Source organism: uncultured Pelagibacterium sp. (assembly GCF_963972885.1).
GTDB classification, from domain to species: domain Bacteria; phylum Pseudomonadota; class Alphaproteobacteria; order Rhizobiales; family Devosiaceae; genus Pelagibacterium; species Pelagibacterium nitratireducens.
The window spans coordinates 24891-45703 of the sequence record NZ_CAXAXY010000007.1; the positions used below are offsets into that span (position 1 = coordinate 24891).

The window sequence follows — 20813 nt, forward strand, 5'->3', positions numbered from 1 at the left end:
GACACCTCAGAGCACCTTGGAAACACTAAGGAATCCGTTCCGCTCGCGGTTTGCGGCGGTTATGGACTTTTCCGATCCCATGGCAACGATGTGTCCGTTGCGGGCCACTTCGTCCAGAAGGTCCGCCGCCTTGGCAAAATCGGCTTCCGAAGTCGACAGCACCTGTTCGCGGCGCTTCTGCCGATAGTCCTCGGTAACGCCGGTAAGGATCCTCATCAGCGCCGTGTAGCCTTTGGCATCGGGCAGAAGGTAGGGATCGAGATCGCCGATCGTGCCGATAATGGAACGGGCGATATCGGCCTTTGAAACGCCTTTGCGCAGGAAGGCCGGAGCGGCGTCGTAAACGTCGAGCGTAGCCACCAGATTGGGATCGCGGTACGAGCCGAATGCGTAGGTGTCGGCAAGTGGATTGAAGCTTGCGAACCCGCCATAGGCGCCACCTTCGACGCGGACCTTGTCCCAGAGATAGGTGGTGCCGAGATATTTGGTGACCACCGACAGCGCGCCGGACGGCTCATGGCCGAGCGCCTTGAGGTTGCCCCCCTTGGCCACGTAGTTGACCTGAGCCGGAATGGTCAGTCCTTCATTGGCCGGATGGGGCAGGGGCGACCAGTCGGCGCGGACGAAATCGTGACGCGGGAGGCGTCCGATGAAACTCTTGAGCTCATCGGCAAAGCCGGGCCACGCTGATCCATCGGTGGTCACATTGGCAATGGCGGCATTGGCGTTGATGAGATGAGCGCGGATGTCTTCGAGTGCTGATTGCACCGAAGCCCAGTCATTCTCGATCTTTTGCGCCAATTCGCGCAGGAAGAGCAATTGGGTGACGCCGCCGGTCTGCTCGGACAGCCAGTCGGCCTCATGGAGCGAAGCGCGCAGGCGCGTGAAGACGTATTGATGGCCCGAGGGGACCAGGGATGCCTCGGTCCGCGCCTTGTCTTCGGCGACGATCTGGCGGATTCTGTCACGATTGTCCAGCCGGGCATCTGTCAGGATATCGTGAACGATATCAAGCATTTCACCGGTCTTTTCGGACGTGGCCTTGGCACGGACCATCAAAAACGCAGCGGCTTCGGCGCTATCGAGGATGGGCGAATTGATCCGGGAAATCCCGATGCCGCCGGTCGAGCGGCCGATGCGTTGTGTGAGCGCGACGAAATCGGCGCTAGAGGTCCCGGTCTGCTTGAGCGCCCGGGAGAACACGGGCAGATAGGGCAGCAGATCGCGCGGCAAGGTTTTGAGATCAAAGCCTAAATCGAGATAGACGATGCCGTTGGTGGGGAGGTCGTGAACCAGCGTTCGCACGCCCTCCACGGCCAACTCCTCGGTGGGAATGGTCATCCCTTCGCGCGGCAGGTCGGCGACGGTCAGGGTCGGGATTTTCGCCAGATTTTCGGGCTTGTCGGCGGCGTTCTGGAGAGCCTTGAGCTTTTTGGTTGTCTCGATGGCGGCGGCGATATCGTTGTCGTTCATCGCGGCGCGGGCTGCATCGAGCCGGGCGCGTTCGGCGGCTTCCTCGCGCTCTGCCTGTTCGGGATCGGGCCGCAGGACCAGCGTGGTGCGGTGGGTGTTGTCGAGAAGGGTGGTTCGGATGAGATTTTCAATGACCTTCTCGCCCGACGCGATGCGGGCCTTGAGACTGGCCAGCGCCGCTTCGAAACGCAGTCCGTCAAGGGGATCGCGACCATAGAGCCAATTGTTCAGGGCGCCGAAAAAGTAAGCGATTCCGCGAGGATAGCCGCCGGTGTTCTGCTCTCGGAGTTCGAACTCGAGCGAGTTGAGTGTGGCTTCGATGGTCGCGTCATCAATGCCGTGCTCGGCAAGGTGGGCGAGGGTGTTCAGGATCAGCGTTTCGATCCGGTCGGCGTCGTCACCATTGGCGCCGCGCAGCCCGAAATTGAGGACCGGCTGGGAGAGTTCGATGGCCGACGAGATGATGGCTTCACCCAGCCCGGATTCGATCAGGGCCTTGTGCAGCGGCGCTGCGGAATTGCCGACCAGCGCACGGCGCATCACGGTGCGGGCCAGCTGCTCCTCGATGTCGTCGGTGGGATCGACCATCCAGTTGAGCGTGACGAAAGACGAGCGTTTGTTGGCGTCCTCGGCCGGATAGGTCTTTTCGAACCGGCGCGGGGAATCGAAGCGCTTTTGCGGCGTATGTGCTTGTGCTTTCTCGCCTTTTTCAAAGCGTGATAGCACGGCGTCGAGCAGTTCGAGCCGCTTTTCGGGATCATCGTCGCCGTAGAATATGATCTGGGCGTTGGAGGGGTGATAGTAGCGTTTGTGAAAATCCCTGAACTGTTCGTATGTGAGATCGGGCATGACCCGCGGATCGCCACCACTATAGTTCGAATAGACCGCATCGGGGAAAAGTGATTGCAGGGCGTAGGCGTAATTGACCTGGTCGGGTGATGAGAATCCGCCCTTCATTTCGTTAAAGACCACGCCCTTGAAGATCATGGAATCGTGCGGGTTCTCGATCTCGTAATGCCAGCCTTCCTGCTGGAAGGTCTCGCGGGTCAGGAGCGGAAAAAACACTGCGTCCATATAGACTTCGGTGAGATTGTAGAAGTCCGCAAGGTTCTGGCTGGCCACCGGATAGACCGTCTTGTCGGGGAAGGTCATGGCGTTGAGGAAGGTGTGCAGCGAGCCTTTGAGCATCTCCACGAACGGCTTTTTGACAGGGAATTTTTCCGAGCCGCAAAGGACCGAATGTTCCAGGATATGGGGCAAACCGGTCGAATCCTGGGGGGGCGTGGCAAAGGAGATGCCGAACACCTTGTTTTCATCGTCATTGATGAGCGAAAGCACTTCCGCACCGGTCTTTTTATGCCGGTAATGGCGCGCCAAGGAATTGATCTCGTTGATCTTTTCCTCGGCGATCAGCTCAAAGGCGGGATGGTGCGGCATGAAGGGCTCCTCTTGGGCGGGACGTGTGCGCCAATGTAGGAGCGGGCATGGCCGCTGCCAACCTCCCCCAAACAATGTCGTGAAAATGTATGGACTTGAGCGTTCGGGGCCACCACATTGCCCAACAATGAGAAATATCGCGGGAGACCGGGCGGATGAATAGATTTGGGTTGGCGGCGATAATGGCGTTAGCCGGATTTTCGGCAGCGCCGGTGCCCGCTCTGGCCCAGATGGCGCCCGAACGTTGTGCCGCCATCGGACCGGCCAGCGAGAGACTGGCATGCTATGATTCGATTTTCCGCTCGGGCCAGTTTACCGGCGGCGGCAGTCAGACCGATGCCGACCAGGGGCTCTGGACGAGCGGGATCGAGGTCTCGCAGATCGAGGGGACCGAAGTGCCGTTCGCCACGCTCGAATCCGAGCAGCTTATCCCCGCCCTGGCCGGTGGGCGCGCACCGGCGCGGCTGACGATATTGTGCCTCGATGGCGAGACGACCGTGCAGTTCGGCTTCGCCGGTTCGGCGATGGGCACCCCCACATCCAACAGCGCCGCACTCACGCTGCAATACGACCGCCAGCCGCCCCGGACCCAATCGGTCGCTCTTGCCCCCGACCGGCTGGCCGTCGGATTTTTCGAGACGGAAGCCGCCCGGGCGGTGATCGGGCAATTGCGACAGAGCGAGCGCCTTCTGGTCCGGGCCACGCCGCAGTCCCAGCGTTCGGTGACGGTCAGTTTTCAGCTCGAGGGAATCGAGGCCGCGCTGCAGCCGGTCCGCGAGGCATGCGGGTGGTAGGGCAGTTCGCGATTGTCACATTTGTTTGATAGAACTAAAGTCTGATTGTTGTGGAACGCGCGGGCCGCATGTGCGTTTCCTGCGCGGGCAGCCGCACTGTTTCGCGGCCGCATCCTCACAGACTATTTTCAAAAATTTACAGGAGATTGCTCATGGCTACGCGACAAACGGGACGCGAAGGCAGGGCGCCTATTGCGAAAGTGCTAATGGGAGGCGCGGTCGCCGCAGCCCTTATGCTTTCCACGAGCATGGTTGCTGCCCAGGTGACGCCGGTCGAGATCGAAAGCGGCGACAATTCGCTGTTTTCCTCGCGCGTGCTGACCACCGGTCTGGACAACCCATGGGCACTGCGCTGGGGCCCCGATGACATGATCTGGGTGACCGAGCGCACCGGCGGTGAAGTCACGCGTGTCGACCCGGTTTCGGGCGCCAAACAGGTGCTCCTCACTCTCGAGGACGTCTATACCGGCCCCCAGCATGAGGGTCTGCTCGGCATGGCGCTGCATCCCGAATTGCTCGAAGGCACAGGCAACGACTACGTCTATATCGGCTATACGATCAACAACGGCACTGCCGAAGAGCCCGATCCCTCGGCCCAGATCGTGCGCTATACCTATGACGAAAACCTCCAGCAGCTGGTCGATCCGATGATCCTGATCGAGGGACTTCCGGCCTGGAACGACCACAACGCGGGTCGTGTGGTGTTCGGTCCCGACGAAAAGATCTATTATTCCATCGGTGAACAGGGCGCCAATTTCGGCCGCAATTTCCGCCGGCCCAACCTGGCCCAGGCCCTTCCCACCCAGGACGAGGTCGACAGCGAGGATTACCACACCTATTCGGGCAAGATCCTGCGCCTCAACCTCGATGGTTCGATCCCCGAGGACAATCCCGAGATCGATGGCGTCAAGAGCCACATCCTGAGCTACGGTCACCGCAACCCGCAGGGGATCGCGTTCGGCCCCGATGGCACGCTCTATGAGGCCGAGCACGGTCCGGCCAGCGGCGATGAGCTCAACATCATCGAGCCCGGCGGCAATTATGGCTGGCCCAATGTGTCCGGCTTCATCGACGATCAGGCTTACACCTACATCAACTGGAGCGAAGCTCCCGAAGACGTCGACCAGAATACCGACCCGCTGCCCGACAGCGTGCCGCAGTTCGAGGAAAGCGATTTCGAAGGCGACATGGTCGATCCGCTGGCTGCCTATTTTGCCGTCGAAGACGACTATCCGATCGGCGAGATCTGCGGCTATATCTGCGACCCCACCATCGCACCGTCCTCGATCCTGTATTACGACGCGGGTGAAGACGGCATCACCGAATGGGACAATTCGGTGCTGATCCCGACCCTCAAGCACGGCACGCTCTATGTGCAGGCGCTGAGCGAAGACGGAACCGAGGCCGATGGCCTGCCGACCGCCTGGCTCTCGACCCAGAACCGCTATCGCGACGTCATCATTTCGCCCGACAACAAGACTGTGTTCATCGCAACCGATGCGTTCGGTTCGGCCGCACAGAAGTTCGGCGAAGGTCTCAACACCTCGGTGTTGCACAACCCCGGTGCGATCCTGATGTTCACCTATGGTGAAGAGGGCGGCGGCCTGGGCGGCGTTGTCGAAGGCAACGACTTCAACGCGAGCCCGCAGGCTGAAGCGGGCCCGGCCGAGTTCGAGGATCCCAACACGGGCAATGAACCTGCGCCGGCCGAGGATGACTCGGGCGACGAAGCGGCGGCCACTGGCATCACCAGCGAGTCCGACGTTACCGAAGTCGCCAATCTGGGTGCGCCCAAATTCGCGGCCAATTGTGCCATGTGCCACGGCCCGGCCGGGCAGGGTGGCGCCGGTGCGGTCCTGGCTGGCAATGGCGAACTCGCCGATGCCGGCTTTGTGGCCAACACCATCGTTCACGGCTTCGGCTATATGCCCGCCTTCGGCAACCAGCTCAGCGATGACGACATCGCCGAGATCGGCACCTATATCCGCAATTCGTTCGGCAATGATTTCGGTATTCTGACCACCGAAGACGTTGCGGCGGCCCGCTGAGGCGGAACGCTTTTGAACCTCAGTTCTGAAAGGCGGGAGCGATCCCGCCTTTTTTTTGGTCCGTGTCGGAACGGTCCTGCACCCTGCGTCCTTGAAGGGTAATCACACAGGAGAACCATCATGGCCCAGCTCAAAGACAAGGTTTCGTCGGCCATCGTCGCGGTCAGCGACATCGAACGGGCGCGCACATTCTACAGCGAAACACTCGGCCTCGACCTAAAGGAGGACGGAATGGGCGGCGTTCTGGTCTACCGAACCGGCAGCACCCACCTGCTCGTCTATCCTTCGGACTTTGCCGGTACCAACAAGGCCAACGCGGTGGTGTTCGATTGCGGCGGCGATATCGAGGCGATTGTCGCCGACCTGCGCGACAAGGGCGTCACCTTCGAGCACTATCCCGATATGGGCGTCGATTATAAGGACGGCATCCACAGCGCGGGCGGGTTCAAGATGGTCTGGTTCAAGGACCCCGACGGGAACATTTTGCACTTGAACAGTGCCTGACTGAACAGGGTCAACGGCTCTTGACTCCTATGCCGGAACGGGGGCCAGACCGGTCAGAAGAGCGCTGGTGTCCCAAAGGTCCCGGGCCCTTTTGGGGTCGTAGGATTCTGTCGAGGAGCGGATTTCCCGCAGGCCTTCAAAGTAGCGGCCATTGGTGTTTTCCAGGGCGGGATCGACAATGAGCCGGGCAAGGGCTGCGCCCGATTCCGTGGTGGAATGGATGTTGGGTGTGACGAGCCGGCGCATGAGGGGCAGGAGCCTGGGCAGCACCACCCGCCACAGAAAGCGGGCCGGCGCCGGATATTCGCGGGCAAGGCCCGTACCGGGCATCAGCCCCGGATCGAATGCGTTCGCTGTCGTACCGGCCGGAAGGCGCCGCGCAAGTTCGTAGGCGAAGTAGATGTTGGCAAGCTTTGAGGTTGAATAGCGCCGGCCCCGGTCGGCGGCTTCATCGTCATTTCCGGCCTCGGGACCCATTTCTCCATGGGCAAGCTTTATGGGTTCGTTCCATGCCGGACCGGGCATTGTGGCTGCAAGGGCAGACGGAAGGGTTGCCAGTTGAGCACGATCATGCACGCCGCTGGCCACGATTGCAATGCGCGCCGAGGGGGCGAGCAGGGGAAGCACCAGATTGACCAGCAGGTAATGGCCCAGGTGGTTGACGCCGAATGTTCTCTCGTAGCCATCTGCCGTCAGCCCGCGAGCGCCCTGAAAGCCAGCATTGCAGACGAGCCCTTTGACGGGCGGCAAACTGCCCGCCGCCAGCCGGCGATCCAGTTCTTCGGCAAAGGCGCGCACCGAAGCCAACGACGCCAGATCGAGCATCATCGCTTCGACATTCGCGCCGTTCTGCGGCGCTGCCTGCCGCAGCGCTTCGACCGCAGCGCGGGCCCGCCCTGCGTCCCGGGCGGCAATGACCACTTGCAGATCGGGTGAATTGGCTAGAAGAGCTTTGGCACACGCCAGGCCCAGTCCTGAATTGCCCCCGGTGATGATGACGGTCTGTTGATGTTGCATGCTGATCTCCATTGGCCTTGCGGCGGGACTGGAGACCAGCTAGTAACCCAGGAGTAAGGTCCATGGTCAATGGAAGAAAATGCTTATTTCCGAATTTGCCCGCCGCACGGCGCTCAGCGTCGACACCGTCCGCTATTACGTCAGGGCCGGCCTGATGACGCCTCAGCAAGGCACCAGGGGCGGGCGGAACCCGTATCAGGAGTTCTCAGAGGCCGACATCCGGGTCGCCGACGTCATCAGGTTTGGTCAGGCGCTGGGGATGTCGCTCAAGGAAATTTCCGCGGTCTTGCATGCCCCTTACGAGAGCCAGCTCGAAATCCTCAAGGAGCGCCGCGACGATTTGCGGGCGCGCGGCGAAGACCTGCTGCGACTCGCCCGCTACCTTGATGAGAAAATCGAATGGATCAATGCAGGCTCGAACGGTGATCCACCCGAACTCGAGCATCCCAGCCTGAAATACGCCGCCGCGGACGGTTGCGATTGAAACCGGCGCAGCGTCAAGGCATGGAAAGCTTGAAGGCGTGGGCCGTTGGCGAGGGAACAATCGCACAATTTGCCCCCAACGCCGGCATTCATGCCAGATGCGACACAACTGGAATCAGTTGGTCAATGACGACGGGTGCACTCGATCATCACGGGTCGGCCGATCAACGAAGGCCATGTCCACCGTGTTCGAATAGGAAGGTGTCCTGGGTGCCGGCGCCGGGATGCGGTAAGTATTGGCTGCCGGCGATTGCAGATGGCGTTCGAGCAGGGAAAGGATTGCCGTGTCGTCCTCTGCATCGAATTTGCGCGCGAAAAGATCGGGGCTTTGTTGGAGCTGGTCGAGATCTTTCTCGCCGTAATTGCGCGGGCGCAGCTTGATATCGCCATCGGGAACCCAGTCGATCATGCGCAAATCGTCGTTCATGACGATGCCCTGGTCGCCGCTGTTCATGATCACGGTCTGGAAAAACGCTTCGTCCGCGATGAAGCTGTTCCGATAGAACGTCTTGAACCGGTCGGCCCGGGGATCATGACAGACAAATTCGCAAAAGCTGCGGGTGACGGCTTTCCACTGAGTCCCAATAAACGGCGTATCGCTTGACAGGAACGGGCGGGCAACGCCGGTTGCGGTCATCTTTCCCTGCTCTTCGACGAAGAGATGGCTGATGCGGTTGAGAGTGTCGGGACGTTCCTTGCGCTGGTCGAGCGCGCGAATGAACTGCTTGCCGGGGTTGGCGGCGAAGAACTCGCGGATGTAATTCTGACTCTTGAGCGGAAAATCCTGCCCAGAGAGATTGATGTAATGGGTCCAGTGGCCGTCCATTTCGAGCAGGCGGGCCATGCCACGCAGTTCTGCATCGACCAGACTGTATCCACCCCAGAGAGCATCTTGCGCCTCGAGCAGTTCCACGTCCTGATAGGGCTTGAGGAACGCTGCGATGTCCTCTGCCAACTCAGGCCCCGAACTCTTGTCCACGTGAATGACATATTGATTGCCAGGCAGGTAAATCGCCTTGAAGAGACGTTTGAACTGCGCGGGATAACGGTGAACCAGCACAAAATAGGCGATCATCAGGCGTACCTCTACAGATCGCCGCCCCCAGCTGTCGAAACCCTGGAGCACAACGATTGCGTTTCCTGTCTCAGGAAAACCAATCAAATCTATTTCTGATCGCAAAGAGACAACGCCGGACAGAATTGCGCTCCGATGAGCGGCACAGCGTATTGTAATATATGGTGATCGGACGCTGCCGTTACAAGGAGCGCTGATGCAATGGCAAAGGGGCGGGTGTTGTCCCGCCCCTCGCAACCCTCTTATGAGGCCAGCGTTTTCTCGCTCAGTGCCCCTTTACCTTCCTGATCTCGCCCGATTTGATCTTGGCGAAGTACTGGTTCACCTCGCGCTTGACGACCGGCATCAAGAGGTAGAGCCCGATGATGTTGGGCAGGGCCATGGCAAAGATCATCGAATCCGAGAAATCGATGACCGGGCCAAGGCTCATCGAGGCGCCGATCACCACGAAGACGCAGAAGATGATCTTGAAGACATTTTCCTTCGTCTTGCCCTCGCCGAACAGATAGGTCCACGATTTGAGCCCGTAATAGGACCAGCTGAGCATTGTCGAGAAGGCGAACAACAGCACGGCCAGAGCCAGCAGATAGGGAAAGAAGCTGAACTGCGCACCGAAAGCGGCCGATGTCAGCTCCACGCCCGTAAGCCCGGTGCTCAGTGCGCCGGTGAAGATGATGACCAGCGCGGTCATCGTGCAGATCACCACCGTATCGATGAACGGCTCGAGTAGCGAGACGATGCCTTCGGTTGCCGGCTCCTTGGTGCGCACCGCCGAGTGGGCGATGGCCGCCGAGCCGATGCCGGCTTCATTGGAGAACGCCGCCCGGCGGAACCCCTGGATCAGCGCGCCGATCGCCCCGCCCGCAACGCCTTCGGGCGAGAACGCCCCGCCGATGATCTGGGAGAAGGCCCAGCCGATGGAACCGATGTTCATCAGGATGATGACCAGCGCCGTGCCCACATAGAGAACGCCCATGAGAGGCACGATCTTTTCTGTGACCTTGGCGATCGACTTGATGCCGCCGATGATCACGGCGCCGACGATCAGCGCCATGATGATGCCGAACAGCCAGCCAAAGCCGGCGAGCGGGCTGACATCGTTGCCGCCGGTGATGTTGACGAGCTGCTGGAAGGACTGGTTGGACTGGAACATGTTGCCCCCGCCCAGCGCCCCGCCGATGCAGCAGATGGCAAAGAAGATGGCGAAGAACTTGCCCAGCCCGGCCATGCCGCGCTCGGCCAGGCCCTTGGACAGATAGTACATCGGACCGCCCGAGACGCGCCCGTCGGGCAGCTCGTTGCGGTATTTGACGCCCAATGTGCACTCGGTGAACTTGGACGCCATGCCCAGAAGACCGGCCAGAATCATCCAGAAGGTGGCGCCCGGCCCCCCGACCGCGATGGCAACGCCGACCCCGGCGATGTTGCCCAGCCCCACCGTTCCCGACAGCGCGGTGGCGAGCGCCTGGAAGTGGGAGACCTCGCCGGCATCCTTGGGATCGGAATAATCGCCGCGCACAAGAGCGATGGCGTGACCGAACACCCTGAACTGGATGAAGCCGAAATAGACCGTGAAGATGGTCGCAGCGACGACCAGCCAACCCACGATGAGGGGGAAGTCGACCCCGGCGATGGGCACGGAATAGAAGATGACGCTGACGACCGCGTTGGAGATCGGCGAAATGGCGTCGTTGACCATCATGTCGACAGTGCGGGTGGTTTCCTCGATGGTTTCCTGAGCCTCGACGGCGGTTTCAGCGGCCTCCCCGGCCGCTTCCTGCCCGAAGGCGGGGAGGGCGAACAGCGGCAGCAGCAGCGCCAGTGCCAAAAGCAGTTTTCTCATTTCAATGTCCCCTTGAACGCTCACTCCGGGCCGTTTTGCCGTCGGCCGCGGGCGAAGTCTGGTTTTGCCTTGGGTGTCCCGCTTACGGAACCACGGTGACCGGCACCGTGGCGATCTGGACGAGCGCCATGGTCAACCCGCCCAAAAGGCGGTCGGTGAGTTTTCGCGAGCCCTGGCGGCCGACAAAGATCTGCTTTGCCCCCGAGGATGTGGCGATGTCCGATATGATTTCACCGGCATGGCCGTAGCGCACCTCATGGGTGGTGGTGATGCTCATGGCGCGGTATTTTGCGGCAATGGGCTCGACGACCTTGGCGGCGCGAACCAGTTCCTCCTCACGCCGCTTGTGACGCTCGGCCAATTCTTCCTGGCTCAGGAAACTGTAAGGTGACCATTCGAGCACCAGCACAAGATGCAGCGTGGCCCCCGAGGTCTTGGCGAGATCGGCCGCAAGATCAGCGGCGCGCCCCGAAGCTTCGGTCCCGTCGAAGCCCACTATATAGATGTCCGACATCCATTTTCCCCTCAACTCGCCAGCACAAGTACGGATCGGATGAAGGGGGCTTTGCGCCGCAACAGGGCGCCATCTGGTTTTCTATTATCCGCAACAGCCCGGCATACCCATTTTGACCCCTTAACGACAAGTTAAGCGCAAATTGTCGCAGGAGTCTTCAATTATCGATCCGGGGGGCTCCGGGCTGGGGAAATCATGGCGCCCGATACACATTCGGCGGCGGGTTTTCCACAAGGCCGGCGCCGGGCCGTGGACTTGCCCTCGCCTTTGCAACCTGCGCAAAATCGGCTCCTGAAATCGAAAAGAGTGCACCCGATGACCGCGGCTCTGCATCTTCATCGCCAGATCCTGGGGGATCGATTATCCCGCCTTGTTTTCCGATGCCCATCCGGGCGATCTGAAAGGACTTTCAAATGAGCGACTTTTCCATCGAGCGCGAGGATGGTGAGGGCAAGGGGCGCTATGTGGTCCGCATCGACGGGCATGAAGCGGAGATGACCTATACCATGGTGGGCACGCGCCAGCGGATCATCGACCATACCGGCGTGCCCGATGCCCTGCGGGGACGCGGGGTGGGCGAGGCGCTGGTGCTGCGCGGCATCGAGGACGCGCGCGCCGAGGGGGTCAAGATCATCCCGCTGTGCCCGTTCGCCAAGGCACAGATCGAACGCCATCCCGAATGGCAGGATGTGGTGCGGGGGTAGGCATTTCAATTCAGGCCCGAACGGCCTCCACCTTCTTTTTGCGCCAGTCGCGTTTGGAGGCGGCGATGATGACGCGCTGGAGGACGATAAAGCCGAACAGCAATCCGCCGATGACGATCTTGGTCCACCAGCTCGAGAGCGTCCCGTCGAAAACGATGTAGGTCTGGATCATCCCCTGGATGAAGACGCCGACGAGCGAGCCGAGCATGAACCCGAACCCGCCCGAGAGCAGCGTGCCGCCGATGACCACGGCGGCGATGGTATCGAGTTCGACACCGACGGCGGCCAGCGGGTAGCCCGAGGACGTGTAGAGCGAATAGACCACGCCAGAGAGCCCGGCGAGAAAGCTCGAAACGGCATAGATGCCAATGGTTGTGCGGGCCACGGGAACACCGAGCAGGGCGGCGGACTGGGCATTGCCGCCCAGAGCGTAGACGTAAGCGCCGAACCGGGTGCGGTGGCAGACCACGATGCCGATGGCAAAGACCAAAAGCATCAGCCCGCCATTGAAGGTGAGGCGCCCGCCGCCGGGCATGACGTAATAGAACTGGCGCACCCAGGTGTAGAAATCATGGCTGACCGAGATCGAATCCTGGGTGAGCAGGAACGTCAGCCCGCGCGCCAGGAACATGCCGGCCAGGGTGACGATGAAGGGCGGGACTTCCAGATAATGGATCATGGCGCCCATCGACGCGCCGAACAGGGTGGTGGCCAAGAGCGTTATGGCGAAGGCGGGCAGGGGGTGGATGCCGAGCTGGGTGACCAGCACCGCGATCAGCACCGAGGAAAAGGCGATGACCGAGCCCACCGACAGATCGATGCCGCCCGACAAAATGACGAAGGTCATGCCGACCGCAGCGACTCCAAGAAAGGCGTTGTCTGTCAGGAGATTGCCCAGAACGCGCGTGGAAAACAGCGCCGGGAACTGCATGACGGCCAGCCCATAGGCGAGGACGAAAATGGTGATGGTGGCGATCAGCGGCCAGTAGCGTGGGTTCATCTCGAGCTGACCTCAGGGCGTTTGGTGCGGGAGCGGGTGGCGAAGTGCCAGAGGCGGCCGGCCAGCGGCGATTGGACGATCAGGATGATGATGATGAGCGCGGCCTTGACCAGAAGGTTGAATTCGGGCGGGAAGCCCGAGACCAGAATGCCGGTGTTCATGGCCTGAATGATCAGCGCGCCGATCACCGACATGGGAATGGAAAACCGCCCACCCATCAGCGATGTGCCGCCGATGACCACAGCGAGAATGGCATCGAGTTCGAGCCAGAGCCCCACATTGTTGGCATCCGCGCCGCGAATGTCGGCGGCGGCGATGATGCCGGAAATGGCCGCGCAGAAGCCGGCGAAGGCATAAACCCCAATGAGCAGCGAACGGGCGCGCAGGCCCGCATAGGACGAGGCCGAACGGTTGATGCCGACCGATTCGATGAACAGGCCCAAAGCGGTCAGGCGCATGACCAGTGTGGTGATGAGGGCAAGGACCAACATGATGATGATGGGGGTCGGCAGCCCGAGGATGGAGCCCGAGCCTAAAAAGATCAGGCCCGGATCGTTGAAGGTGACGATGAAACCTTCGGTGATGGTTTGGGCGATGCCGCGCCCGGCGACCATGAGGATCAAAGTGGCGATGATCGGCTGCAGGCCGAGCACGGCGACAAGGGCGCCGTTCCACAGCCCGCACAGAAGGCCGACGCCGAGCGCGGCGCCAACCACGACAATGAGCGCGTTGCCATCGCCCTGCACCATTGTGGCGGCGACCGCCCCGGCAATGGCCATCACCGCCCCGACCGAGAGATCGACCCCGCGCGTGGCGATGACGGCGGTCATGCCGATGGCGAGAATGGCGACCGGGGCGCCGCGATTGAGCACGTCGATCAGCGAACCATAGACCCGGCCATCGCGGATGAAGAGGTTGAAGAACCCGGGAAACAGGATCCAGTTGATGAGCAGAATGGCGATCAGCGCAACAAATTGCGGTTTGACGACCGAAAAGATCGAGCGGGTCATTGGGGCCTTGCCTCGGGCTCGCTGGCGATCATTTCCATGATCGCTTTGGTGTTGATTGCCTCGCCCGTCAGCTCCCCGGCTATGGCGCGCTCGCGCAGGACGAGAACGCGGGAGGAATAGGCGGTGATTTCGTCGAGCTCGGAGGAAATGACGAACAGGCTCATGCCGTCATCGCACAGCCTGTTGATCATCTTGATGATTTCGGCGTGGGCGCCGACGTCGATGCCGCGGGTGGGTTCGTCCAGGATCAGGAGCTTGGGATTTGTCGCCAGCCAGCGGGCGAGGACCACCTTTTGCTGATTGCCGCCCGAAAGGAATTTGACCGGCTGTTCGGGGCCGGTGCAGCGGATATCGAGTGCCTTGATGTAGCGATCGGCCAACTCGGCCTGTTCGGTGCGGCTCATGGGTTTCGTCCAGCCGCGATGGGCCTGGAGCGCCAGCATGATGTTTTCGCGCACGGTGAGATCGCCCACGATGCCGTCGAGCTTGCGATCCTCCGGCGCGAAGGCGAAGGCGAGCGCAATGGCGTCGCGCGGTTCGCGCAGCGTGGCGGGCTGGCCCGCGACGGTCAATTGGCCGGTATCGGGTCTGTCGATGCCGAACAGCAGGCGCGCCATTTCCGTACGGCCCGACCCGAGGAGGCCCGCAACGCCAACGATTTCGCCCCTGTGCAGATCGAGATCGAACGGGGCGGCCTTGCCGGTGAGCGAATAGTTCTTGAACGAGGCGTAAAGTTCGCCGGGCTGGCGGGTGACCCCGATGCGCATGGCGTCTTCGTGTTCGAGCGCCTCGCCCAGCATCATGGTGACAAGGTCCATGCGGCCCAGCCCCTCGATGGGGCGCGAACCGACGTGGCGGCCATTGCGCAGCACGGTGACACGGTCGGCGATGTCATAGACCTGATCGAGGAAGTGGGTGATGAAAACGATCGCCATGCCCTGGGATTTGAGCTGCCGGACGATCTCGAACAGGATTTCGACCTCGTGCTGGTCAAGGCTCGCGGTCGGTTCGTCAAGGATCAGAACCTTGCCCGAAATATCGACCGCGCGGGCGATGGCGACGATCTGCTGGACGGCGACCGAAAAGCTGTCGAGCTGGGCGCCGGGATCGATTTTCAGATCGTAGCGGGAGAGGAGGGCGCGGGCGTCGCGCTGCATCTTTTTTGTGTCGAGCAGTCCCCATTTCATGGGCTGGCGGCCGATATAGAGATTGTCGGCGACGCTCATATTGGGGAGGAGATTGACCTCCTGATAGACCGTGCCGATGCCCATTTCCTGCGCGTGGCGGGTATCGCGCGGATGAATGGGGGCGCCATCGAGCGTGATGGTGCCGGCGTCATGGGTGTAGGCGCCGGTGAGGATCTTGATCAGGGTCGATTTGCCCGCGCCGTTCTCGCCGAGCAGGGCATGAACCTCGCCGGGGACCAGTTCGATGCCGACATCGTCGAGGACCTTGTGGGAGAGAAAGGATTTCGCAATTCCCGAGGCGGCGAGGATGGGGGCGGGTTGGGGCATAAGGGTCTCGTATTTGGACATTGGCCGTAAGAGCGGGCGCCGCGCTCCTCATCGGACCTCTGTTTCGCCTCGGGCGAGGTGTGGGCGGGGGAGCGAAGGGCTCCCCCGCTTGGGATCAATACCCCAGATCGCGGCGGCGTTCGGCTTCGCCTTCAGGATCGTCCTCGGCCGTATAGAGCTTGGACTCGGTGATGATGAACTTTTCGGGTTCGACACCATCGTTGAGATAGGCGGCCAGCGCCTCGAAAGCGGGACCGGCCATGTTGGGGGTGAGTTCCACCGTGGCATTGGCATCGCCCGCCGCAATGGCGGTGAAGATATCGGGGACGGCGTCGATCGAGACCACCAGAATGTCTTCGCCCGGGTTCAGGCCCGCTTCGCTGATGGCCTGGATGGCGCCCACGGCCATATCGTCATTGTGGGCGTAAAGGGCGCAGATGTCCTGGCCGCCGTTTTCGGCGCGCAAAAAGCCTTCCATCACCTGCTTGCCCAGGGCGCGGGTGAAATCGCCGGTCTGGGAGCGCACGATCTCGATATTGTCGTGTTCGGCGATGGCTTCTTCAAAGCCCTGCTTGCGGTTGATGGCGGGCGAGGAGCCCACGGTGCCCTGAAGTTCGACGACGCGGCAGTCTTCGTCACCGACCGTTTCGGCCAGCCACTCGCCCGCGACGCGGCCTTCAAGGACCTGATCGGATGCGACGGAGGTGAGATAGAGATCTTCGGGCGCCTCGATGCCGCGGTCGAGCAGCACCACGGGAATGTCGGCGTCTTTGGCCTCGCTCAGAACCTCTTCCCAGCCGGTGGCGACCACGGGGGCGAGCAGGATGGCATCGACGCCCTGCGCGACGAACGAGCGGATGGCGCGAATCTGGTTTTCCTGGCGCTGCTGGGCGTCCGAGAACTGCAGGTTGACGCCCCATTCCTCGGCCTGCTGGCGGGTGACCGAGGTTTCGGCGGCGCGCCAGCCCGATTCCGAGCCGATCTGCGAGAAGCCGATGGTCATGCCTTCAAGGCCTTCCTGCGCCATGGCGGCGGACCCCAGTAGGGCAAATGTGCTCACGCCGAGCGCAAGCTGCTTGAACAATTTCATGAATTTTTCCTCCTGATGGCGCCGACCAGAGCCTCCCCCTGGCCGTGCCGCGGAAAGGAAGATTGCATATAGTATTACTATATGTAAAGCCCGAAAAACTTGTGCACCCGGGAACATTAAAGCCCGGAATTGCGGCCTGTTATCGGTTACATTTTGCCCATAGCGGCCGGCATGGGCCGCCGAAGACGGAGGAGGAAAGCGATTGGAAAGGCCAAAAATAGGTCAAAAAGTATGACTAAATTGGTCGCGCCGTTGAGCGCGCAAGCGCAGGGATGCGGGCACAAAAAGCCGCATTGGCTTTTTGTGCCTTTGCTGTAAAAGCGCTGGGATCGGAATGGCGGGAAAGCGTGGGCATGGGCCTTGCACGCGACATTGGCACAGAAATCATCAAGGCGCTGGCCGTGCTGGCGGTGGTGTTTCTCTCGTTCGCCCATCAGCCCATTGTTCTCGATGTGCCCGATGACGGTTTTTCAGTCTCGGTGGCCGATCTTTCGTTCTGTGGCGGAGCGCCCGACGAAGACGGCAGCGGCCACGCGCCATGCCATGCCTGCCGGGCCGGTATCGCCGATCTGCCGCCGGTGCCCTGTGTGTCCGAGCCTGCCTATGCCCGGTTTACGCGGGCCCGATTTACGCTTGCCGACGATCTGGTGGTCGAACAGCACCCGTTCTCGATCCACAAGTCGCGGGCGCCGCCGGCTCTGGCCTGAACCCAAAAATACCGTTCAGTCCTCTATTATGCTGGAGATCACTCATGATCCGCATCGCTTCCCGCGCGGCGCTTGCCGCCGCTTCCGCACTTGCCATCGCATCGCCCGCCATGGCGCATATGAGTTTCGAGACCGCGCAATCGGCGCCCGGTGAACAGTTCCGGGGTGTGCTGGTTCTGCCCCATGGCTGCGACGGCGCACCAACCGATACAATTCGCGTCACGCTGCCTCACGGCTTTACCGATGTGAGCGCCGAGGCCAAGGACGGCTGGACGCTGGAAACGCCGGGCAACGATGGCGAAGGCAGCCAGATCGTCTGGTCGGGCGGCGCGGTGCCCGATGACGGGCACGAGACCTTCGCCTTTACCGGCACATTCGCGGACGATCTGCCCGAGACCGATATTCTGTTTGCCGTCGAGCAGATGTGTGGCGATGTCGTGCTGGGATGGGAGCCGGCGGTGAGCCTGGGCGACGCACCGGCCGATCACGGACACCATGGCGGCGACACCATCACGGTTGGCGATCTGGAACTGTCCGGCGCCTTTACCCGCGCCACGCTGCCCAACGCGCCGGTTGGCGGGGGCTATGTGACGATCACCAACACGGGGGACGAGGCCGACCGGCTGGTCTCGGCGCAATCGTCGTTTTCGCCCGATGTGCAGATCCACGAGATGGCGGTGGTCAATGACGTGATGGACATGCGGCACTTGCCCGAGGGGCTGGAGATTCCGGCCGGTGAGACGGTGACGCTGGCCCCGGGCGGGCTGCACATGATGTTCATGAACATTTCCCAGCCCTTCGTTCAAGGCGAGAGCGTGCCGGTGACGCTGGTGTTCGAGAGGGCCGGGGCGGTCGAGATCGACCTGGCGGTGCAGGCCTTCGGGGCATCGGGCATGGATATGTCCAGCCATGAGGGGCACTGATCCGATGGCCAATTCGATGCTTCACACAGTGCGGATCGTGCTCTGGACCCTTGTCGTGGTTGCGGCCGCCGGGGCGGGGGTTCTGTGGTATTCGACCCAGATGCGTCCCGGCCCCTCCACCCAGCTGGCGGCGGCGCCCGAAGGCCAATACGGAGCCGGCGACTACCAGCTTGTCGACCATACCGGGTCGCCGGTGGACCAGACGGTGTTTACCGGAAAGCCCTCGATGGTGTTTTTCGGGTTCACCCATTGCCCCGATGTGTGCCCGACCACGCTCGCCGACATGCAGCACTGGTACGCCGAACTGGGCGACGACGCCGATGCGGTGAACGGTTTTTTCGTCTCGGTCGATCCCGAACGCGACACGCCTGAGGTGCTGGGCGAATATGTGGGCTGGGTCTCCGAGCGGATCACCGGGATCACCGGCGAGCCCGCGGAAGTCGACAAGATCATCGATGCCTGGGGCGTGTTTGCCGAAAAGGCGCCGCTCGAGGGCGGCGGGTACAACGTCAACCACACGGCGTCCGTGTTCCTGATCGACAGTGCCGGGCAATTGTTCGGCACCATCGCCTATCAGGAAAACCCCGATGCGGCGCTGGGCAAGATCCGGCGGCTGATCGCCGAGGGCTGATCGCGAACCATGTCTAGAGCCGTTCAGGATTTGATTGACTCAAATCCTTTGCTCTAAACCCTTGTTTTATCGCGTGTCCGAACCGCAAAACCGTTTCCACTTTTGCTGGACACGCTCTAGCGACAAAGCCTCGCCGGCAATTCCGGCGGGGCTTTTTTGTGCTGAAACGCTAAAGCGAATACTCGACGTTGCGGGCGGCCTGTTCGTAAATGCCCGAAAGTGCATGCAGGATCGAGGCGAGATGTTCGAGATCGACCTCGCTCGAGGACAGCATCGAGAGCGAGCGGATGAGATATTTGCGCCGCACGGCCTTGTAGCGATCGATCACCTCGCCGCCCGCCGGCGTGGCCGAATAGAAGGTTTCCTTGCCCTGCTTGCGGCTCTGGACGTAGCCGGCCTTGGCCAGCTTGCGCAGGGCGTAGGACACGAGGTGCGTGTCCTCGATCTTGATCGAAAAGCAGATGTCGGCGATCCGCTTGGGACGCTCCTTGCCCGATACCTTGTGCAATACAAGCAGTTCGAGAGCCGAATAGCCCTTCATCCCCGCCGCAGCGCCGCAGCGCACGACCCACTGCTCGAAAGCGTTCTTGGAGACGCTGAGCGCCTGCTCGAACTGGGTCATGAGCTGGGAATTTTCCATGATCACGGCATCGGTGTCCAGATCGGACTTCGGAGACATCACACCCTCCAGGCTGATTAACACTTACCATCTCCTCTAGCAGATTTTTTGTGGTTTGCGCTGCCATACAATGTTTGTTTTTGGTGCGCAATCAATAAGCATTATGCACCTATATTGGGCACTTATTGAATGCAAATTACCGTTGAAATGTATTTAGAATGATGCAAGCGTAAGGAGGTACACGGCCTTCGGGTCGCAAAGCGAGGAAAAGTGACTATGAAGTTTGTACCCAACCGGGATGGTTTGATGCAGTTGGCAAAGGCACATGGCCTTGATGCCCTGATTGCCATGAGCCCGGAAAATTTCACCTACGTGACCGGCGCCTATGTGCTGACCGTCAAGCAGATCCGACCGCGCCAGGCCTTCGCCGTGCTGCCGGTCAACGCCGACCCCTTCGCCGTGATCTGCAAGATCGAGGAGGGAACCACCCGGTCGGAAAGCTGGATCACCGACCTGCGCACCTATATCGAATTTGCCGACAATCCCATCGACATGCTGATCGAGGCGCTCAAGGGCGCCGGCCTGGGCAAGGGGCGGCTTGGCATGGACCTCGACTATCTGCCCGCCAGCTCACATGCGCGGCTGATGGCGGCATTGCCTGAGCTGACGCTGGTCAACACCACAGAAGAGATCGCCGCCGTCCGCGCCATCAAGACCGACATGGAAGTGGACCTGCTCGAAAAGACCACAAAGCAGACCCACCAGGCCGTGCTCGATGCCATGGCCGCGGCAAAGCTCGGGGATTCCGAGCGCCAGATGGCCGACAGGATCGCCACCAACATCATCCAGGGCGGCGCCGACGGCACGCTGTTCATGTGCTTTTCGAGCGGGGAACGCACCGCCGAGCCGCACCACATCGCCGAGATCGACAAATTCCCCCAGGAAGGCGAAACGATCCGGTTCGACGTGGGCGGCACGTATGGCGCCTATGCGAGCGATTTCGCCCGCACCTATTCGGCCGGCTCACCCTCCGACATGCAGAAACAGACCTATGCCGCATTGTGCGATGCCCAGAAGGCGACAATCGAAGCGGTAAAACCCGGCGTTCTGGCCGAAGATCTGTTTCACCTGTGCGTTGCCGAGTTCGACAAGCACGGCATCCCTTTCCACATGCCCCATATCGGGCATAGCTTCGGGGTGGAATTGCACGAAACCCCGATGCTGCGACCGGGCGACAAGACGCCGCTCAAGCCGGGCATGGTCATCAACATCGAGCCCGGCACCCGCGACGAGGATGGAGCGATGTATCACACCGAAGACCTTCTGGTGGTGACCGATACCGGCTTCAGGCTCCTCACACTCGGCCTGGCACCACGGGAGCTTCCCGTGATCGGCCAGACGATCACCTACTGAATTTCAAAGAGCTG

The 20813-nt window shown here is 61.3% G+C and carries 19 protein-coding genes; 9 read left to right on the forward strand and 10 right to left on the reverse strand.

Annotated elements, in window-relative coordinates:
• Positions 1-6: 6 nt before the first annotated feature.
• Positions 7-2910 (reverse strand): insulinase family protein, encoded by a 2904-nt coding sequence (locus AACZ55_RS02535; protein ID WP_339642714.1) that lies wholly within the window; start codon positions 2908-2910, stop codon positions 7-9.
• Positions 2911-3065: 155 nt separating this feature from the next.
• Here AACZ55_RS02535 and AACZ55_RS02540 point away from each other — a divergent pair, with 155 nt between their 5' ends.
• The 3 genes from AACZ55_RS02540 (at position 3066) to AACZ55_RS02550 (ending at position 6256) form a co-directional block, all read left to right on the forward strand.
• On the forward strand, positions 3066-3704 hold the full coding sequence (locus AACZ55_RS02540) for a type VI secretion system-associated protein TagO (RefSeq protein ID WP_339642717.1): 639 nt from the start codon (positions 3066-3068) through the stop codon (positions 3702-3704).
• A gap of 152 nt (positions 3705-3856) precedes the next feature.
• Positions 3857-5752 (forward strand): glucose/sorbosone family PQQ-dependent dehydrogenase, encoded by a 1896-nt coding sequence (locus tag AACZ55_RS02545; protein WP_339642719.1) that lies wholly within the window; start codon positions 3857-3859, stop codon positions 5750-5752.
• Between the two features lie 120 nt (positions 5753-5872).
• Entirely contained in the window at positions 5873-6256 is a 384-nt protein-coding gene (locus tag AACZ55_RS02550) for a VOC family protein (RefSeq protein WP_338607417.1), read from the forward strand.
• A 27-nt stretch (positions 6257-6283) separates the two neighbouring features.
• On the opposite strand, the gene AACZ55_RS02555 is transcribed toward AACZ55_RS02550, so the two are convergent.
• Positions 6284-7273: an SDR family NAD(P)-dependent oxidoreductase gene (locus tag AACZ55_RS02555; RefSeq protein ID WP_339642721.1), complete on the reverse strand. Its 990-nt coding sequence runs from the start codon at positions 7271-7273 to the stop codon at positions 6284-6286.
• Between the two features lie 79 nt (positions 7274-7352).
• Between AACZ55_RS02555 and AACZ55_RS02560 the strand changes: the two genes are divergently transcribed.
• On the forward strand, positions 7353-7757 hold the full coding sequence (locus AACZ55_RS02560; RefSeq protein WP_339642724.1) for a MerR family transcriptional regulator: 405 nt from the start codon (positions 7353-7355) through the stop codon (positions 7755-7757).
• Between the two features lie 114 nt (positions 7758-7871).
• On the opposite strand, the gene AACZ55_RS02565 is transcribed toward AACZ55_RS02560, so the two are convergent.
• The 3 genes from AACZ55_RS02565 to AACZ55_RS02575 form a co-directional block, all read right to left on the reverse strand.
• A complete protein-coding gene (locus tag AACZ55_RS02565; protein ID WP_339642727.1) occupies positions 7872-8882 on the reverse strand; it encodes a beta-1,6-N-acetylglucosaminyltransferase in 1011 nt (336 codons plus the stop codon).
• Positions 8883-9096: 214 nt separating this feature from the next.
• Entirely contained in the window at positions 9097-10674 is a 1578-nt protein-coding gene (locus AACZ55_RS02570) for an alanine/glycine:cation symporter family protein (protein ID WP_339642730.1), read from the reverse strand.
• A gap of 82 nt (positions 10675-10756) precedes the next feature.
• Entirely contained in the window at positions 10757-11188 is a 432-nt protein-coding gene (locus tag AACZ55_RS02575; protein WP_339642733.1) for a universal stress protein, read from the reverse strand.
• Between the two features lie 413 nt (positions 11189-11601).
• Between AACZ55_RS02575 and AACZ55_RS02580 the strand changes: the two genes are divergently transcribed.
• A complete protein-coding gene (locus tag AACZ55_RS02580; RefSeq protein WP_339642736.1) occupies positions 11602-11892 on the forward strand; it encodes a GNAT family N-acetyltransferase in 291 nt (96 codons plus the stop codon).
• A gap of 10 nt (positions 11893-11902) precedes the next feature.
• On the opposite strand, the gene yjfF is transcribed toward AACZ55_RS02580, so the two are convergent.
• The 4 genes from yjfF to ytfQ form a co-directional block, all read right to left on the reverse strand.
• Complete coding sequence (gene yjfF / locus AACZ55_RS02585; RefSeq protein WP_338607410.1) at positions 11903-12892, reverse strand: galactofuranose ABC transporter, permease protein YjfF; 990 nt, start codon at positions 12890-12892, stop codon at positions 11903-11905.
• A complete protein-coding gene (locus AACZ55_RS02590) occupies positions 12889-13902 on the reverse strand; it encodes an ABC transporter permease (RefSeq protein ID WP_338607409.1) in 1014 nt (337 codons plus the stop codon). Before AACZ55_RS02590 ends, yjfF begins: the two co-directional genes overlap by 4 nt.
• Entirely contained in the window at positions 13899-15416 is a 1518-nt protein-coding gene (locus AACZ55_RS02595; protein WP_339642740.1) for a sugar ABC transporter ATP-binding protein, read from the reverse strand. The genes AACZ55_RS02590 and AACZ55_RS02595 overlap by 4 nt, the downstream gene beginning before the upstream one ends.
• A 115-nt stretch (positions 15417-15531) precedes the next feature.
• Positions 15532-16506, reverse strand: coding sequence for a galactofuranose ABC transporter, galactofuranose-binding protein YtfQ (gene ytfQ, locus AACZ55_RS02600; protein ID WP_338607407.1), 975 nt, complete (start codon positions 16504-16506; stop codon positions 15532-15534).
• 353 nt (positions 16507-16859) lie between these two features.
• On the opposite strand from ytfQ, the gene AACZ55_RS02605 reads away from it, so the two are divergent.
• Genes AACZ55_RS02605 through AACZ55_RS02615 form a run of 3 tightly spaced genes read left to right on the forward strand, consistent with a single transcriptional unit; the run spans position 16860 to position 18767 of the window.
• A complete protein-coding gene (locus AACZ55_RS02605; protein WP_339642743.1) occupies positions 16860-17213 on the forward strand; it encodes a hypothetical protein in 354 nt (117 codons plus the stop codon).
• 44 nt (positions 17214-17257) lie between these two features.
• Positions 17258-18136 (forward strand): copper chaperone PCu(A)C, encoded by an 879-nt coding sequence (locus AACZ55_RS02610; RefSeq protein WP_339642745.1) that lies wholly within the window; start codon positions 17258-17260, stop codon positions 18134-18136.
• Complete coding sequence (locus tag AACZ55_RS02615; RefSeq protein ID WP_339642746.1) at positions 18123-18767, forward strand: SCO family protein; 645 nt, start codon at positions 18123-18125, stop codon at positions 18765-18767. The genes AACZ55_RS02610 and AACZ55_RS02615 overlap by 14 nt, the downstream gene beginning before the upstream one ends.
• Before the next feature lie 169 nt (positions 18768-18936).
• Here AACZ55_RS02615 and AACZ55_RS02620 read toward each other — a convergent pair whose 3' ends face one another.
• Complete coding sequence (locus AACZ55_RS02620) at positions 18937-19446, reverse strand: winged helix DNA-binding protein (RefSeq protein WP_338607400.1); 510 nt, start codon at positions 19444-19446, stop codon at positions 18937-18939.
• Between the two features lie 246 nt (positions 19447-19692).
• Between AACZ55_RS02620 and AACZ55_RS02625 the strand changes: the two genes are divergently transcribed.
• Positions 19693-20799: a Xaa-Pro peptidase family protein gene (locus AACZ55_RS02625; protein WP_339642749.1), complete on the forward strand. Its 1107-nt coding sequence runs from the start codon at positions 19693-19695 to the stop codon at positions 20797-20799.
• The last annotated feature ends 14 nt before the right edge of the window (positions 20800-20813 follow it).

Excerpts from the sequence above, each read along its gene's own strand:
- AACZ55_RS02535 (WP_339642714.1), bottom strand. The coding sequence starts at position 2,910 with ATGCCGCACCATCCCGCCTTTGAGCTGATCGCCGAGGAAAAGATCAAC.
- AACZ55_RS02540 (WP_339642717.1), top strand. The coding sequence starts at position 3,066 with ATGAATAGATTTGGGTTGGCGGCGATAATGGCGTTAGCCGGATTTTCG.
- AACZ55_RS02545 (WP_339642719.1), top strand. The coding sequence starts at position 3,857 with ATGGCTACGCGACAAACGGGACGCGAAGGCAGGGCGCCTATTGCGAAA.
- AACZ55_RS02550 (WP_338607417.1), top strand. The coding sequence starts at position 5,873 with ATGGCCCAGCTCAAAGACAAGGTTTCGTCGGCCATCGTCGCGGTCAGC.
- AACZ55_RS02555 (WP_339642721.1), bottom strand. The coding sequence starts at position 7,273 with ATGCAACATCAACAGACCGTCATCATCACCGGGGGCAATTCAGGACTG.
- AACZ55_RS02560 (WP_339642724.1), top strand. The coding sequence starts at position 7,353 with ATGCTTATTTCCGAATTTGCCCGCCGCACGGCGCTCAGCGTCGACACC.
- AACZ55_RS02570 (WP_339642730.1), bottom strand. The coding sequence starts at position 10,674 with ATGAGAAAACTGCTTTTGGCACTGGCGCTGCTGCTGCCGCTGTTCGCC.
- AACZ55_RS02575 (WP_339642733.1), bottom strand. The coding sequence starts at position 11,188 with ATGTCGGACATCTATATAGTGGGCTTCGACGGGACCGAAGCTTCGGGG.
- AACZ55_RS02580 (WP_339642736.1), top strand. The coding sequence starts at position 11,602 with ATGAGCGACTTTTCCATCGAGCGCGAGGATGGTGAGGGCAAGGGGCGC.
- yjfF (WP_338607410.1), bottom strand. The coding sequence starts at position 12,892 with ATGAACCCACGCTACTGGCCGCTGATCGCCACCATCACCATTTTCGTC.
- AACZ55_RS02590 (WP_338607409.1), bottom strand. The coding sequence starts at position 13,902 with ATGACCCGCTCGATCTTTTCGGTCGTCAAACCGCAATTTGTTGCGCTG.
- AACZ55_RS02595 (WP_339642740.1), bottom strand. The coding sequence starts at position 15,416 with ATGCCCCAACCCGCCCCCATCCTCGCCGCCTCGGGAATTGCGAAATCC.
- ytfQ (WP_338607407.1), bottom strand. The coding sequence starts at position 16,506 with ATGAAATTGTTCAAGCAGCTTGCGCTCGGCGTGAGCACATTTGCCCTA.
- AACZ55_RS02605 (WP_339642743.1), top strand. The coding sequence starts at position 16,860 with ATGGGCCTTGCACGCGACATTGGCACAGAAATCATCAAGGCGCTGGCC.
- AACZ55_RS02610 (WP_339642745.1), top strand. The coding sequence starts at position 17,258 with ATGATCCGCATCGCTTCCCGCGCGGCGCTTGCCGCCGCTTCCGCACTT.
- AACZ55_RS02615 (WP_339642746.1), top strand. The coding sequence starts at position 18,123 with ATGAGGGGCACTGATCCGATGGCCAATTCGATGCTTCACACAGTGCGG.
- AACZ55_RS02620 (WP_338607400.1), bottom strand. The coding sequence starts at position 19,446 with ATGTCTCCGAAGTCCGATCTGGACACCGATGCCGTGATCATGGAAAAT.
- AACZ55_RS02625 (WP_339642749.1), top strand. The coding sequence starts at position 19,693 with ATGCAGTTGGCAAAGGCACATGGCCTTGATGCCCTGATTGCCATGAGC.